The sequence below is a fragment of the Rhodoferax sp. genome (assembly GCF_028715765.1).
Taxonomy (GTDB): Bacteria; Pseudomonadota; Gammaproteobacteria; order Burkholderiales; family Burkholderiaceae_C; genus Rhodoferax.
Window position 1 is genome coordinate 24179 of the sequence record NZ_JAQURE010000018.1, and the last position, 13629, is coordinate 37807.

Genomic DNA, 13629 nt, shown 5'->3' on the forward strand with positions numbered 1-13629 from the left:
CCTTTTAAGATTTGATGACGGTGATGATCCACAAGCCTGTGGTCTGGAAATATGTGGTGCTGTAGCCCGACCCGTAGTACACCGTGACAGTGTTGGCTGCTGTGACGATGCCAAACACGTTGCCCTGTGGGTTGCTGGCAGACACGCTGGGGCGTGTGATCACCACAGCGTCACCGATAGACGCACCCTGCACGCTGACCACCTGCGTCACTGGCGTAGTAGACGCACTGGATATGGTGTTTGTGTAGGTCTGTCGAATGACCTTGCTGGCAAAGCTGCTGGCAAAGCGCAGAGGCTCATCCTCGTCATCATCAGTCTGCGCTTGCAGGTCTGGTGCTTGCCACGCGTCAACCAAGTCCCAAGAGGCGGCTTGCAGAAGCCAGCAGCCATCAGCCGTGGAAAAGCATGACTCATCATCGTCAGGCTCGGTGCTAGCGGCTTCCCACACAAAAAGCCCAAGGTCTTTGACAATGGCCTGATCACCCGCAGCAGGCGTTTGGCTTCGCAGGGTGGCGCGTGAGTCGTAGGCGACAGATTGCGTGGGTGGCAGGACGACGTTGCCAGTCATGCCGTTGATGCTGGAGACACCTGCAACAGCGCTGATACCTTCCGCCCAAGCCGTGCCAGACCACACCCGCCAAAGGCTGAGTGTGGTGTCGTAGTAGGTCGCGCCTGCCAGCAGCGCTGCGCCTTGGTTGTCAAGGCTTGGGGCGCTGGTTTTGCTGCCCAGGTTTAATTTGCTTGCGGCAATGGCTGCGGTGCTTGCGGTGCTTGCGTCTAGGCCTGTTTGCACTCTGTCAGCAGCAGTGGCCACAGCGTCGTCGTGCGTTAGCGCAACATCTGCTGCGGATAACGCTGCTTGTTCAGTTGCGGCAACAGCGCTTGCAGCGGCTTCGTCAGCATTGGCCTTGACGTTGGCAGCAACCGCAGAAACCTCAGTGCCAAAGGCAGGCAGCGCCGCGCTCCACGGGTAGGCCCTGGCGTTGAACGTGGTGCGGTCATTGGGATCAGGCGCGGTGGGCAGCGCCGTGATGCTGGGTGGTGTGGTGGTCATTACACGAGGCCCTTTACGGTGATTGAAAGATTTGCGATGCCAAAGGAGTCGTAGCTCATGGAGCCAGAGCCAAGGCCGAATGTGGTCAGCCCGGCGTAGCCCTGGGCGTTGGTGGCGATCCAAGCCACGGGCACATCCAGCACGCGCTGTACGCTCTGCAAAACAGCGTCGGCCTCAGCCCTTGGCATGGCGATGGTCAGCCGCAGGTTGGTGGCAGCGTGGCGTTTGACGATGCTGGTGGTGCCGTCATCATTGGTTTTGATGTAGCTGTAGGTGACAGGCTCTGCGCTGGCCCCGTACTGCACACCGCCCCACTCGCCCGTGCCAGCGAGCGAAACGTAGTCGCCCATCACGATCATGCCAACGCCCACAGCCGCACCCGTGGCGGCGGTGATGGTCAGCGTCATCTCAGCGTCTGGCCTGATCGGGATGTCGGTAAAAATCAGCTTGTCAACGGGCTTGACTGCACCAAAAAGGTACTCGTACCAGCCCAGCGGGGCCTCGTACAAATAACCGCTGCGGGTGTAGATGACGGTGCCGCCAGCGGTGTCTTTGACGGTCAAGCTGTACTGTGAGCCGGTCAGACCGTACAGCGCGATGGCGTTGAAATAGCCAGGTGTCAGTACGTAGGTCAGGCTGGTGACAGTGGAGGCGGCGGTGTTGGTGTAAATGTCAAACGGTGCCCACTTGTTTGTTGGGCGCGTGTCCACCCACACGGTTGGTGCAAGCTCTGGGCTGGTGCTGCTGACACCCGCCACTGCGCATTTGTAGACCCGGTGTGTGGCAACCACGTGGCAATAGTCTCCCACCGCGTAGGTGGTGCCTGATACCCAAGCGGCGGTGGTGTCCTCTGCAAGCGAGCTAGTCATCATGGCTGAGGTGATGGTGATGGGGGAAATGATGTTCATACGGCCTCCATTAACATGGCCATTTCGCCTCGGCCATTGGTGGCATCGGCGGTGCGCTGGCTGCTGCCCTCGATAGCAGCAAGGCGTGTTTCAAGGCGCTCGTTGGTTTTCACCAGCACTTCAACTAATGCTTCAAGGCGCTCGGTATTGCCGCCTATGCCGTTTTGGCGTGCGTTGGGGTTGAATGGGTTGAACGCGGCTGGTACCACAGCTTCGTCGGCGTGAATGCGAGCTGTCATGTCGTAGGGCACGCGGTTGATGCCCACGGCAAAGCCGTATTTGGCCTTGTACTCTGGCATAGCAGCCAGGGCGAAGGTTTGTTTTTCAGCCGCGTCAATCACCCCGTCGCCCATGAATTGCGCCGTCCAGTTGGCCAAACCCTCTGGGTCGGCAACACGGCCAAGGTTGACAGAGTACAAGTCTTGGATGGTGCGGATGTCGTCGCCCATGCCAGCATAGATGGTGCTGGCGTTTTCAGGCAGTGGCACGGTGCCACCCGCTGCCACCGCTGCGCTGGTGCGGTCGAACAGTGACAGAGATGATGCAAGGTTGGCCACCGCGTCAGCCACGCTCAACACGCTGGTGTTGATGCCATTGGCCGCGTCAAGCTGCTGCTGGGCAAGGCTCAGGGTGTCGTCCAGGCGGGTGAGTTGGTCTTTGCTGAGGGCGAGTTGTTTTTCTGCGGTGGTGAGTTGATCACCACTGAGCGTTTTGAGGCTACCCAAGGTGCCAGCCAGGGCCAGCTTTTGAAAGTCAGACTCAGCTTGGGTAGCGTACACGGTGGCATCGCCCACCGCAGCGGAGATGGCTGCGCTCAGGTCTGCGCCGTCTGGGAGGTAGCCGGTGGCCTGTGCGGTTGACAAGGCGGTGTCAATGAACGCCCGCCCGGTGGCTGCACTTTGGGCGCTGTCCACTTGGCCGTAAAGGGTCTTGATGCTGCTGTCGAGCGTGTCGAAAATGCCCTGCAACTCGGACACGGCAGACTCTGCGGCATCGGCCTGGGCTTGGTAGATCAGGCGCTGCGCGTCAACCGCACGCTCAAGGGCGCTCATGGCATCGTCTGCGCCAGTTTTGGCGGTGTCGGTCAGGGCAGCTGTCAGGGTTTTTACTGCTGCTGCGGCAGCGTCTGCCACGGTTGCAAACTCTGGGGCCAGTGCAAGCATGACCGCATAGGCGTTGCGGCCAGCGTCAGTGGTCAGATCAAGGCCTGTGACAACACTGCGGAAAGCGTCCTTTGTGCCAGGCATGGTCACATTGACCAGTGCCAAGCCTTTGGCAACATCTGTGCTGGTTTGCGCGAGGCGTTCAGCGTCTGTGTAAAACAGGTCGTAATAGGCTTTGGAGCTTGCCGAAAGCGCATCAAGGCCGCCGAAAGCGTCAGCCAATTTGCTGGCAGAGTCAGCGCCCGCCAAGCCCACGTCAAACAGGGTGTCTTGCAGCCTGCCAAGCCAAGCGTTTGCGGTGGTGAACGATGTGGCCAAACGGCTCATAGTGACGCTGGCAGTCTCGCCCACCTTGGCTAAGGCAGTGATACCTGGTGCGGTGGCCACGGCCATGTCATCAGCCATGCCCGTGAAGATGGCCGTCATTTGCTCTGCGGTGGTGCCAGCGGCAATGTCCACAGCCTTGGCGTAAGCGGTGATGCTGGTGGTGGCATGACCAAGGGTGGTCGCCATGCCCGACATGCTGGTTTTGACACCCGCAAAGGCATCGCTCCAGGCTTGATTTGTGGCTGTGTCGATCGGGCTGTAGTCGGTGGTGTCAGTGTCCCCGCTGAACCAGCCGCCATCGCGGTGGAAGTTGGCGTAATTTGTGCCGGTGAAGCCGTCTGCACCAAACGTGCCGCGAGTGCCTTGGCCTGTCATTTCAAGCGGGCCAGAACCAAAGGCGCGGTTAACAATGCCCCCCACAACACCTGCCAATGGGCCAACGCCAGGGATCATGCTGGCAATTCCTGCAATGGTGTTGACGCTGCCCAGCTCGTAGCCACCGCTGAGGGCTTTTGAAATGCCATACCCGGCAATTCCGTTGGCAAAACTGCCGACCACAAGGCCCGCAGCTTGAGCACCACCAGCTTGGGCAGCGGCCTGTGCAGCGGCCATGCTGGATGTGTTCATCATCCCCGCACCGAATTGCCCAAGTGTCAGGTTTGTGGCGTTTGTGGCGATGTAGGTGCCTGCGGTGGATGCAAGGTTCAGCCCGCCAGACACAGTGTTGTAAAGACTGCTCAAGTTGCCAGCCGTACCGAGCAAATTCCCGCCTGACTCACCCGCCGTGGCAGCGCCTGCCGCACCTACGCCCAAGCCACCCATCACGCCCTGAATGCTCACTTTGAGGATTTGGGTCTTGAGGGTGTTTTTGATGGTGTCCCAAAGCGACTCGAAAAAGCCTTTGCCAGACTCGAAAGCCCGCATAAGCGCGTCTTCCCAGTATTTGCCAGAGGCTTCGGCGGCGGTTTGATTGGCTTTGGCCAAGTCATCTGCAGCCTTGATGCCTGATTCTTTTTCCGCCTTGATAGAGACCGCTTTGCGAAGCTGTTCAATGTATGCGTCGTAAGCCAATGTGCCTTTGACAATGCCTTGGCGCTCAAGCTCCCGCTCTACTGTCGCAATGGCACGTTGTTCAGTGTTCATGCTGAGCAACTGCGTTTCAAACTCAATTTGCTCAAGCAGGGTGCGGCCAGTTTTGATTTGGTCATTGACCAACTGGTGCGCTTTTTCGTCTGCAGCAATGGCTGCATCGACCACTTTGGTGTGAGCTGCGGCGTTGGCCAGCATGATGCGGTTGGCTTCTTTTTGTACAGCCGACACTTTTTGGACACTTGTCGCCACCTTATCATTGGCGGCCACGGTGATATCGGCATCCACCACACCCTGGCGGGCAAGACGGGCGCTGGCAGTGGCATTGACACTGGCAGCTGCAGTAACGGCCGCTCTGGCACCCAGAATTCGGGTGGTTGTTGCATCAATTTCAACGCGGGCAGCTTTGGCGTCAGCAACCATGCTTGATCTGATGGCGGCTGCGCCTGCAAAATTACCTTGCAGGATTTGCACAGCTCGCGCGGCCACTCCACCGATTTCGTCACCCACTTGCGTCAGCACGTATTTGACGTTGACACCCAAAACAGCCACTGTTTCAAAGGTGGTAGCCAGCGCTTCTTGCACGGTGGCCATGGCTCCTGTCGCCTTTGCGTTGGCTGCGGCAGCGGAGCTCATGGAATTCACGACGGTGATGGCATCTGAAATCGCTTTTGATGCCAGCGTCACACTGTCATAAATGACGGGCCCGATGGCATTTTGGTTAACCGTGCGAAACAACTCATCCCAGTTATCAGCCAGATTGCTGATGGCGCCATCCAGCGTCTTGGCACGCTCTTGCATCGCACCAGCAAACTCACCATCACCAATTTGCTGCAAATACTGAGTGATCTCAGCCGCATTGTTGCCAATGCTGGTAGTCACCCCCTGGAATGTCAGGCTGACCTGGTCGCCGTTTTGTTTGGCCTTGATACCGAATTCTTTCAACCGCTCAAACTCGCCAGTCGATGCATCGGCCACCGCCTCGATCATCTGATTAATGCCTTTGCCCATTGCACTGGCGGTGTTGCCGTAGCTGGTCAGGGCTTTTTCAGAGGCATCCAGACCCAGCGCCTTCATCTTGACGAATGCGCCCGTGACTTCGTTGAGTTGATAGGGTGTGGTGGCCGCAAAACGCTTGATCCACTCGAACTCCTGCGCGGCTTTCATGCTCGACCCAGTGACCGTGATCAGGCTTGAATTCAAGACATCAAATTCACGCTGGACAGAAATGGCTTTGGCCGCGACCGCCACAACAGACAGCCCACCGGCGATGCCAGACAGAGATCCGATCACAGTTTTGCTGATCAGATGCATGGATGACAACTCAGTTTTCAGAGTGCCAGCGCCGACCGATGCCGCCCTGGCACCCTGGTCAAGCTTGTCCAGGCGCGTCGTCACACCATCAATCGTGGCGCTGACGACCTGGCCACCTTCAATGGCGAATTTGAGCTTGACTTCATTCATGATCGTGTTTGCGTTTCTTGTCTTTCGGCGCGTTGCTTGTCCCACTCATCAATGGCAGCACGCTCCATGGCTTGCAAACAGCAAAATACCTCTGGCATCTTGCGTGGCCGGATGCGGACCACTTCCTTGAGGTACTTGATGACCGATTCGTAGTTGAGGCCACTTTTTCGGCCATCGTCCACAACCCACTGCGTCTGAATGCGCCACCACAGGCTCCAGAGTTGCACGTTACAAGGCCAGAGAAAAAAGGTGTCATGGTCAGGCCTCTTTTCTTCTTCGGGCTCCTCGATCCGCAGGCCAAACACTGCAGCGGATGCATCCAACACCTCATCGGCATCGTCAGCGTCCGTGGGGGTTTCTAGCTGGCCACTGGCCCAGAGCCGAACCCCCAGCGCTAGTTTTTTTCTTTACACCCACACTCGCGCAAATACGATGACCAGAACAAGCCAATGACGGTGGCATGCTTTTTCGACAGGTACTCCATGGCCTCCTGGCTGTAGGGTGCAGGCTCATTGTTTTCAAGCAGGATCAGGCGCTGATCGGCCCAGTCTGTGATGTTCTCAATCAGCACCTCCTTCACTGTCTTGTCAGTTTGAGCATCAAAGTACTCCTGGTCTTGCCTGGTGCCAGTGAGCAAAAAGGAAAACTGCTTGTTCACCAAACCTTCTTTCAAAGTGAACTTCACTTGGAATTTCACGACATCGCCAACGGCTGTTTTGAACATTTGAAAAATCTCTAAAAAATGGATTGCAGGGTGCAGGACAGGGCTTACAGGCTGACGATGCGCAACTCGTCATTACCGGCGACCGGGTCCAGCTCAAAGTCAAAGCCCACCATGCGCTGGCCTTTGATCTCTTCTTTTTTGTGTGTTTTGAGCCGCATGGCAGAGGCGTGCAGCATCAGCTTGTTGCCACTGGTGTTGCCAATGACAAAGCCCAGGCCCTGCGTGGTGCCAGTCTTGATGGCGGCGATCATGGCCGCCTCTTGCGCCGCAGTCATGGCGGCGCTGAAGGTGCCTTTGATCTTGCGATCACTCATGCTGACATCTTCAGTGCTCAGCAGCGGATTGAATTCCACCACATTGCCCCAGTCGAGCGTGAGCCCGCTGGTGTTGTAACTGGTGCCACCGCTGAGCGCGCCAGTGGCATAGGTGCAGGCCAGCTGAATGTCGGTGACATTGGCCTTGACGATGGCCACCGGATCTTTCCAGGCGGTGAGCACGGGCGTTGCATTGCCAACCGCCGTGGGCGTGGACTCCAGGCCAATGAAATCAAAGGTGAGTTTGGCCACATCGCCAGACTTGGCCGACAGCTTTGGCATGCCCATGGCACCAACCATCTTGTGCAACAACCCATCGTCATGCCAGTAGATCGTCATGGTCTTGAGGCCATCTGTTGCGGGCAAGTACTCAACACGGTTCGGCGCAACCAGGCCTGTGGTCTCCGCATGTGCGCTGCCCACCAGCAACGCCCCCCAAGCAGGGGCGGTGGCGGCGGCACCCGCCCCTGAAAACGCCACAGAGAAAGTGCACTTGCTGTACGCTGCACCTGGCAGCGACACGGCAGCACCAAACCAGGAAGCCATGAACGGCAGGTTGATGGATGACATCTCCAGCGGTGTGATGGACATGTCAAACGCTTTGATGGCGTTGAGCGCGCCCGTGGGTGCGGCATCTGTGCCAGGCACGGCCTCAATCTTGGCGAGGATGACGGTTTTTTTGATGAAACGTGGCATGGGTTACTCCGGGAGTTGAACGGTTTGGGTGTCGGGTGCCGGCGCGGGCGCATCAACGTCCACCCAGCCTGAATTGGCGTCGTCCCACCGCCAGCGACCGGCGCCTGGCACAGGGGTGTTTTCTGGCGTGAGGCCGGTGTCGACCATCGGGTCAGCAGCGGTTGCGTCAGGGGTTGGTTTTTTTGCGGCCATGTCAGGCACTCCAATAGTCTTTGAGTTGAAATTCATCCGTCCACCAAAGTCGGCCATCGCCATCCATATTCAGGAGACGGCCACTGGTAAAAGTCACAGCCTCGCCATTGGTGGCATCTGGCACCCATCCGATCAGGGCTGTTTTGAGGTTTGCACGCAGCTGGGTCAAGTCATCCAGTGAGGCCGATCCGCCCTTGACATCACGCCTGTTGCTGATGACATGCACCACGCCAAAGTTGTGCGTCAAGCGCTGTTCAGCGCCCCCAAGCACCCCAATGCCTTCGCCCGTCTCAGCCAAGGGCAGCACAAACGCACTGGGGGTGGTTACCGCGCCGCCAAACGCCGCGTCCAGATCGGCCACCAGGCCGACGGTGCGCAGGCCGATCAGCATGGCCTTGAGTCGGGCTTGAATCAGGCTCAGGTCCATCACGCAAAGCCCCGCAGGTTGTCAGCGCTCATCTGGCGCGGCTCAAAGCTGTGGTGCACCATGGCAGTGCCTGCGGTGGCCACATCCTCAAAACCAGCCAAGCGAACTTCACCACTGGAAAACTTCTTGAGCAGGGCCAGTGCATCTTCGAATCGCTGGCGCACTGCCTCAGTTACGCCATCGTCATACAGTCGGTAGCGCGCAATGTCACAAGCCAGCCGATTGATCACTGTCGGCGTGCTGGCCAGTGGCAAGGCATAGCGGGTGGCCAGGTAACTGTCAATCTCGGCGTCTGCATCTGCCAGCGCACGCGCCACAACCCCAGCGTCGATGGCCGAGCCGTCCAAACGGTTGCTGCGCTGAGCCAGCTCATCAACGCCAAAGCGCTCAGTCAAATCGGATTGGGAAGCGTAGGTCATGGCTGAGGCAGTCAGCTATCAGGCATGCAGGTGGCGAACCACTTGCACTTCAATCAACTGGCCAGCCGCAGTGGCCGCGCCCAGCGCACGGCCGCAATGATCGGTGAGCGTGCCCACTGCCGCCATGCCAGAGCCATCGGCAGCAGGTTTGACATAGTCGCCAAAGGCCACGGCAGCACTGGTTTCCACCAGGCCCGAGTAGTCGGTGATGACGCACAGCGCATCACCGGCCACGCCGCCAAATTCGCTGATGCCTTGTGAATCATGTGTACCGCCTGCACTGGTGGCGTGGGTGCCGTCGTAACCGACAAAGCGGTTGGCTGCCACGGTGGCTGTGGCCACCACGGTGACTGCATCGTCTTTTTGGTACTGCTTACCGGAATTGTTTTGTGAGGGCATAGGAGGCTCCTGTTAACTTTTGGGGGTGATCAACCAGTGGGCGCATCAGCGCTTTTTGGCCGGTGTGGCGGCAGCCGTTGCCGGTGCGATCGAATCGCTGATGGCCCGGATGGCTTGGCGCTCTTTTTCAAAATCGGCGTTTGCCTGGGTGCTCGACTTGGCTTTTGCCTTATTTTGAGCCGCCGTCTCGTCCAGGTCTTCAATGGCACCCATGCGCTTGAGTTCACGCACATCGTGCTCAGGCAGCTCGGGCAATTCGCTGCCTGGTGCGAACTCCTGGCGCTTGCCATCGACAATGGCCAGCACGGCGACCAGTGCAATCAGTTTTGACATGTCTACTCCTGGCAGGTTTACTTTGGGTTCTGGAACAGGAACGCGGCGGTGTTGTAAGCCACGTTGGGTTGGCGCTCGAAGGTGGCACCATAGATCCAGCTTTTGGAGCCGTTCTCGTAGTAAGGCGTCTCGGCAAACGGGTGGCCTTCAATCACGTTGGTGAAGCCAAAGCCGGGTTCAGCCAGGCTGATCTCGCTGCCATTGCCGCCAATCTTGGGCACATAGGCCAGCACGGCGTTGTTGCCCCACACGTCCTGGCCCACGTCGGTGCCGTCGATCCATACCGCGTCACCACACACCACCTCATCCACCTCAAAAATCTTGGCCATCTGCTCCAGCGTGGCCACGCCCATTTGGGTGCTGGGCAGGTAGCCCTTGATCTCGGGGTTGGTCTCTGCGGCCAGTTTGGCATCTGGCGACAAGGTGAGGCGGTTTGGGCGTTTGCCGATCTTTTTGCGGATGACGTTGGCAGCGGCACGGATGTCAGTGACAGGCGTGCCAGTGGTTGCACTCCATTTGGTGCCACCGGCCAGCGCAGTCACATGGCCGCCCGCATAGGTGCCGCTGGTGGTGGCCAGCGTGGCCACTTCCAGCTCGTAGTCCAGGCCCAGGATGTCATTGGCCGTGGCCATGGCAATTTTGCTCACGTCCAGGTGGTTGCTCACGTTGAGGCGGCGGCTCTCGTCGGCCTCACGCAGCAGCTCGCGCGGCATGGGCACCTCAACGGCGTATTGGTTCACCTGGTACACCTTGCCGTCAAACTTGATGTCCACACGCTTGGTGGGCGCACCCGGCGCGCGGCGCAGGTTGTAACGTTTCAGGCGCTCACTGCCCAGCTGGGCCAGTGCCACCGAGCTGAGCGCTTGCGGCAGGCGTGGGAAAAGCTTTTCGGCCACCATGGTGCCTTGCCCCAGCCCGAGCAGCAAACTGGTCAGGACGGGGTTTTGGTTCAGGCGGATTTGTGCGGGTGTCATCATGACGACGGTTCCTTAAAGTGGGGTTGTGTGGGGCTGGCAGGGTGGCGCTCAGGCGGTGAATGACGCGGTGACGGCGCTCAAGGCCTCGGCGTAATTCACCTTGTGCTGCAGGGCGTAGGCTTTGGCGCGTTTGTCCACCTCTGCATCGCTCATGTCTGGGCTGGCTTGGCCGCTGTCACCAGCACCAGGCGCATGCTCGCCAAAGCTGACCACCGGGCGGGCGCTGGCAATCAAGCCCTTGAGCCATTCCACGGGTGTCACGGTTTTGGTGGCGTCGCCTTCAGAAAACTGCACCGACTGGGTGCTGGCCAGCACATCAAGCACGACCACGGCGGCACCTTTGTCTTTGGGCAACAAACGGCCAGCTTTGACTTCGCCCTCTGCAAACGACACATGGCCCGCATGGCGCGCTGCCGTGGCAGCCTCTGCGAACTGGGCCAGTTGGTCGGTGGCTTTTTTGGTGGCGGCTTGCGCTGTGGCCAATGCGGCAGCGTTGTCAGCAGCCTGTTTTTGGGCAGCAGCAAGCTGGGCCTTGAGTTCTTCGTCCATAGGGTTCTCCTGGTTAATCTGGGGGGTGGTGGCTTGAGAAAAGTTGACCGTGCCTTGCGGCTCGTCAAACGCAAAATTGACCGAACCCGCTGCATCGGCGGCAGAAAACGCAATGTCTCTGAGGCCGGCAATGGCCGGCTGCTGTGCACCCAAAAAGGCCACGTGGCGCAAATACCAAGCACCAGGCTTGGGGTTATTGGGGTGGCCGGGTGGGTAAAAACTGGCGCTACGCTTGGCGTAACGCTTGGCCTGCACCAACTCGGCAAACTGGGGCTCGACCGCATGGGTGTTCATGGCCAGGTTGCCTGCAGCATTCACGGCCAGGCTTTGCACCAAGCCATAGGCGGGCAAGTTGTCTTTGGGGTGGCCAATGCACAGCGGTGCTTCGCGCAGTGCCGGGTCATAGCTTGATGCCATGCCAGCCACATCAGCGGGGCTGAAGGCGTGCGCCGTGCCCGTGTCATCCACATGACGACCGGGCTTGAAAATCTCTATCTGCGGGGGGAGTTTTGAAGGCATGCCGCAATGATCTGCGGCAAGGGGGACAGGGGTGAACTAAAGCGTTTTACTATTTTGCGATGATCTAGTCCAAGCCTGGCAAGCCCTGCTGACGCTGCAGATATTGTGCCTTTTGATAGGCATCCACAATCTGGCGCACCCGCATTTCAGTGCGGTCGTATTTTCTGGCCAGCACCTTGTAATCGCCCCGGAATTCAGCGCACATCTGACGGTCACGCAGACTCAAATGGACGGCCACGCCCTTGGCGAGGTAAATGGCCGAACCGCCAATCTCGTCAGCCATGTACTGCAACTGCATCAGCACCATTTTTGCCCACGCTTGCAATTGCGCTTGCCAATCTGGCACCAACACCGACTGGCCACAGCGATCGTCATTGAGTACCAAGGGAGCAAACAGGCATTGCGCCACATCGCGCATGTCTGGGGTCAAACCTTGGGGCAGCAGCACTTCAAGCACGGCCAACTCACATGCTGACACAAAGCGTTGACTCATGAACTCACCTCCAAACCACTGCGCGTGCACCACTTCTTCAAAGCCTCAATCACCGCGTTGACCTGGTAGCTGTTCAGAAAGCGCCAATGCTCCAGCTTGGTCTGGCGCTTCACATAAGTCATCAGGGCGGCGTCGGTGTTGCTGCGCACCACACCCGCTGCGGCCAAGGCATGCCAGAGGGCACGGGCTTTGCCCCAGCGTTCGTCCTGGTCGTCGTCCACCGTGCGGTGCAAATGCGGGCGCTTTTGCGGGCGCGGCGCAATCAGCCCGGCGCGCTCCTGCTGTGCACTCAGGTGCGCCAGGTACTGCTTGCGTTGCAGCGCGGTCATGTCGGCAGCGCTGGCCACGCCAGTGACCGCCAGCTTGACCGACACCGCATCCTCAGCACTCAGGCCCAGCGCCTTTTGCGCCATGTGGATGGCGGCCAGGTGGTTTTGGCGTGGGGCGGATTTCATTTGAACCTCTTGGCCCAATCCACCCAGCCAGCACCAGGCGTGCAAGTCATCAAGGGTGCCGTGTCGCCGGGGATGATCACCCGCAGCGTGCATTTGTAACCGGTGAACAGCAGCTCGGCGGCATTCAACACGCGGACGCTATCAGCGCAATCAAAGTCCAACACGTTGCGCCAGGCACCGGTGGTGTTGACCTGAAGCTTGACCGGGCGGGGTGTGTCGGCGGCTGTCATGCTGACATCTCCCCACCCAACGCACTCACCAGGTCAACAATCAGCTTGCCCAACTCACCGGTCATGATGGCCACATCGGCATCAAAGCCATCAGCGGCAGAATCAGCCTTTGAGCTACCTTCAAAAACCATTTCAAGAAACGCAATGCGCTTGAGCTGCAGACCATCGGTGAGCACAAACGACACCCGGTCGCTCCAGGTCATGGCCAACTCGGTGGGCATCTTGCCGCCTTCAATGTGGTGTTTGACCTCATCGGTGTCCAGCCGGTGGTTGCCGTAGCGCACCACGGCTTTAGATTCGTCAGCGGCCCTGAGTTCACATGCACGGTCCACACTGAAGCCTGGCGGCGCTTCCTGGCTCATCAGCCAGTCCACCATGGCCGCAGTAGGTGACACCTGGGTGTTGAGCAGGCGAACTGCCAGCCCTTCAACAGCTCTGACCAGGCAAGTCACCACATCGTCTGCTTTGTGCTGGCCAGAAGCACCCACCACCAGCAAGCCAGCAGCGGGGTCAATCCAGATCAAGGTGGCTGCTTGCGACGGGAACGCAGTTGGCAGCAATGCATTGCGCGCATCGTCTTTCAGGTCACGGGTTTCCTTCTTGCCAGGCTTGCGGCCAGTGCTCTGAAGAATCTGCACCACCTTTTCATCAACCAGGCGGCCAAGCACTGGGGCTGGCACCGACTTGGACTCGGTCATCAGTTTCATGACCATCTGGCCACCCACCAACTCAACCAGTGCGCCATGGGCCTGCCCACGTGGCGGCACAAAACCATGTGATTTTTCTTGAGTGGGTCCACATGGCTCAAAAGCGTGCGCCTGCAGGCCCGCTTCAATCACCTCAGCCGAAAGGGGTGTGAGTGATGACAGTCGATAAAGAATCGCGTTTTTGATCATG

17 protein-coding genes are annotated in these 13629 nt (G+C 58.9%); all 17 read right to left on the minus strand.

The features are described 5' to 3' along the window. Nucleotides 1–4: 4 nt before the first annotated feature. On the minus strand, nt 5–1054 hold the full coding sequence (locus PHT20_RS08130) for a hypothetical protein (RefSeq protein WP_301020100.1): 1050 nt from the start codon (nt 1052–1054) through the stop codon (nt 5–7). Then, nucleotides 1054–1962 (minus strand): hypothetical protein, encoded by a 909-nt coding sequence (locus PHT20_RS08135; RefSeq protein WP_301020101.1) that lies wholly within the window; start codon nt 1960–1962, stop codon nt 1054–1056. Before PHT20_RS08135 ends, PHT20_RS08130 begins: the two co-directional genes overlap by 1 nt. Continuing rightward, nucleotides 1959–6005: a tape measure protein gene (locus PHT20_RS08140; RefSeq protein WP_301020102.1), complete on the minus strand. Its 4047-nt coding sequence runs from the start codon at nt 6003–6005 to the stop codon at nt 1959–1961. The genes PHT20_RS08135 and PHT20_RS08140 overlap by 4 nt, the downstream gene beginning before the upstream one ends. Further along, entirely contained in the window at nt 6002–6331 is a 330-nt protein-coding gene (locus PHT20_RS08145; RefSeq protein WP_301020103.1) for a DUF1799 domain-containing protein, read from the minus strand. Before PHT20_RS08145 ends, PHT20_RS08140 begins: the two co-directional genes overlap by 4 nt. A 68-nt stretch (nt 6332–6399) precedes the next feature. After that, entirely contained in the window at nt 6400–6729 is a 330-nt protein-coding gene (locus PHT20_RS08150; protein WP_301020104.1) for a hypothetical protein, read from the minus strand. A 44-nt stretch (nt 6730–6773) separates the two neighbouring features. Beyond that, a complete protein-coding gene (locus PHT20_RS08155) occupies nt 6774–7739 on the minus strand; it encodes a phage tail tube protein (RefSeq protein ID WP_301020105.1) in 966 nt (321 codons plus the stop codon). Nucleotides 7740–7742: 3 nt separating this feature from the next. Continuing rightward, on the minus strand, nt 7743–7931 hold the full coding sequence (locus PHT20_RS08160; RefSeq protein WP_301020106.1) for a hypothetical protein: 189 nt from the start codon (nt 7929–7931) through the stop codon (nt 7743–7745). A gap of 1 nt (nt 7932) precedes the next feature. Further along, nucleotides 7933–8361, minus strand: coding sequence for a hypothetical protein (locus tag PHT20_RS08165; RefSeq protein WP_301020107.1), 429 nt, complete (start codon nt 8359–8361; stop codon nt 7933–7935). Next, complete coding sequence (locus PHT20_RS08170) at nt 8358–8777, minus strand: DUF1320 domain-containing protein (protein WP_301020108.1); 420 nt, start codon at nt 8775–8777, stop codon at nt 8358–8360. The genes PHT20_RS08165 and PHT20_RS08170 overlap by 4 nt, the downstream gene beginning before the upstream one ends. A gap of 18 nt (nt 8778–8795) precedes the next feature. Further along, a complete protein-coding gene (locus PHT20_RS08175; protein ID WP_301020109.1) occupies nt 8796–9176 on the minus strand; it encodes a capsid cement protein in 381 nt (126 codons plus the stop codon). A 45-nt stretch (nt 9177–9221) separates the two neighbouring features. Next, entirely contained in the window at nt 9222–9509 is a 288-nt protein-coding gene (locus PHT20_RS08180) for a hypothetical protein (RefSeq protein WP_301020110.1), read from the minus strand. A gap of 17 nt (nt 9510–9526) precedes the next feature. After that, a complete protein-coding gene (locus PHT20_RS08185) occupies nt 9527–10486 on the minus strand; it encodes a hypothetical protein (protein ID WP_301020111.1) in 960 nt (319 codons plus the stop codon). Between the two features lie 48 nt (nt 10487–10534). Further along, nucleotides 10535–11554, minus strand: coding sequence for a hypothetical protein (locus PHT20_RS08190; RefSeq protein ID WP_301020112.1), 1020 nt, complete (start codon nt 11552–11554; stop codon nt 10535–10537). 64 nt (nt 11555–11618) lie between these two features. Then, nucleotides 11619–12047, minus strand: coding sequence for a Mor transcription activator family protein (locus PHT20_RS08195; RefSeq protein ID WP_301020113.1), 429 nt, complete (start codon nt 12045–12047; stop codon nt 11619–11621). After that, nucleotides 12044–12502: a regulatory protein GemA gene (locus PHT20_RS08200; RefSeq protein WP_301020114.1), complete on the minus strand. Its 459-nt coding sequence runs from the start codon at nt 12500–12502 to the stop codon at nt 12044–12046. Before PHT20_RS08200 ends, PHT20_RS08195 begins: the two co-directional genes overlap by 4 nt. Continuing rightward, nucleotides 12499–12732, minus strand: coding sequence for a hypothetical protein (locus PHT20_RS08205; RefSeq protein WP_301020115.1), 234 nt, complete (start codon nt 12730–12732; stop codon nt 12499–12501). The genes PHT20_RS08200 and PHT20_RS08205 overlap by 4 nt, the downstream gene beginning before the upstream one ends. After that, a complete protein-coding gene (locus tag PHT20_RS08210; protein WP_301020116.1) occupies nt 12729–13628 on the minus strand; it encodes a recombination-associated protein RdgC in 900 nt (299 codons plus the stop codon). Before PHT20_RS08210 ends, PHT20_RS08205 begins: the two co-directional genes overlap by 4 nt. Between the last annotated feature and the right edge of the window lies 1 nt (nt 13629).

Excerpts from the sequence above, each read along its gene's own strand:
- PHT20_RS08130 (WP_301020100.1), bottom strand. The coding sequence starts at position 1,054 with ATGACCACCACACCACCCAGCATCACGGCGCTGCCCACCGCGCCTGAT.
- PHT20_RS08135 (WP_301020101.1), bottom strand. The coding sequence starts at position 1,962 with ATGAACATCATTTCCCCCATCACCATCACCTCAGCCATGATGACTAGC.
- PHT20_RS08140 (WP_301020102.1), bottom strand. The coding sequence starts at position 6,005 with ATGAATGAAGTCAAGCTCAAATTCGCCATTGAAGGTGGCCAGGTCGTC.
- PHT20_RS08150 (WP_301020104.1), bottom strand. The coding sequence starts at position 6,729 with ATGTTCAAAACAGCCGTTGGCGATGTCGTGAAATTCCAAGTGAAGTTC.
- PHT20_RS08155 (WP_301020105.1), bottom strand. The coding sequence starts at position 7,739 with ATGCCACGTTTCATCAAAAAAACCGTCATCCTCGCCAAGATTGAGGCC.
- PHT20_RS08160 (WP_301020106.1), bottom strand. The coding sequence starts at position 7,931 with ATGGCCGCAAAAAAACCAACCCCTGACGCAACCGCTGCTGACCCGATG.
- PHT20_RS08170 (WP_301020108.1), bottom strand. The coding sequence starts at position 8,777 with ATGACCTACGCTTCCCAATCCGATTTGACTGAGCGCTTTGGCGTTGAT.
- PHT20_RS08175 (WP_301020109.1), bottom strand. The coding sequence starts at position 9,176 with ATGCCCTCACAAAACAATTCCGGTAAGCAGTACCAAAAAGACGATGCA.
- PHT20_RS08180 (WP_301020110.1), bottom strand. The coding sequence starts at position 9,509 with ATGTCAAAACTGATTGCACTGGTCGCCGTGCTGGCCATTGTCGATGGC.
- PHT20_RS08185 (WP_301020111.1), bottom strand. The coding sequence starts at position 10,486 with ATGATGACACCCGCACAAATCCGCCTGAACCAAAACCCCGTCCTGACC.
- PHT20_RS08190 (WP_301020112.1), bottom strand. The coding sequence starts at position 11,554 with ATGCCTTCAAAACTCCCCCCGCAGATAGAGATTTTCAAGCCCGGTCGT.
- PHT20_RS08195 (WP_301020113.1), bottom strand. The coding sequence starts at position 12,047 with ATGAGTCAACGCTTTGTGTCAGCATGTGAGTTGGCCGTGCTTGAAGTG.
- PHT20_RS08200 (WP_301020114.1), bottom strand. The coding sequence starts at position 12,502 with ATGAAATCCGCCCCACGCCAAAACCACCTGGCCGCCATCCACATGGCG.
- PHT20_RS08205 (WP_301020115.1), bottom strand. The coding sequence starts at position 12,732 with ATGACAGCCGCCGACACACCCCGCCCGGTCAAGCTTCAGGTCAACACC.
- PHT20_RS08210 (WP_301020116.1), bottom strand. The coding sequence starts at position 13,628 with ATGATCAAAAACGCGATTCTTTATCGACTGTCATCACTCACACCCCTT.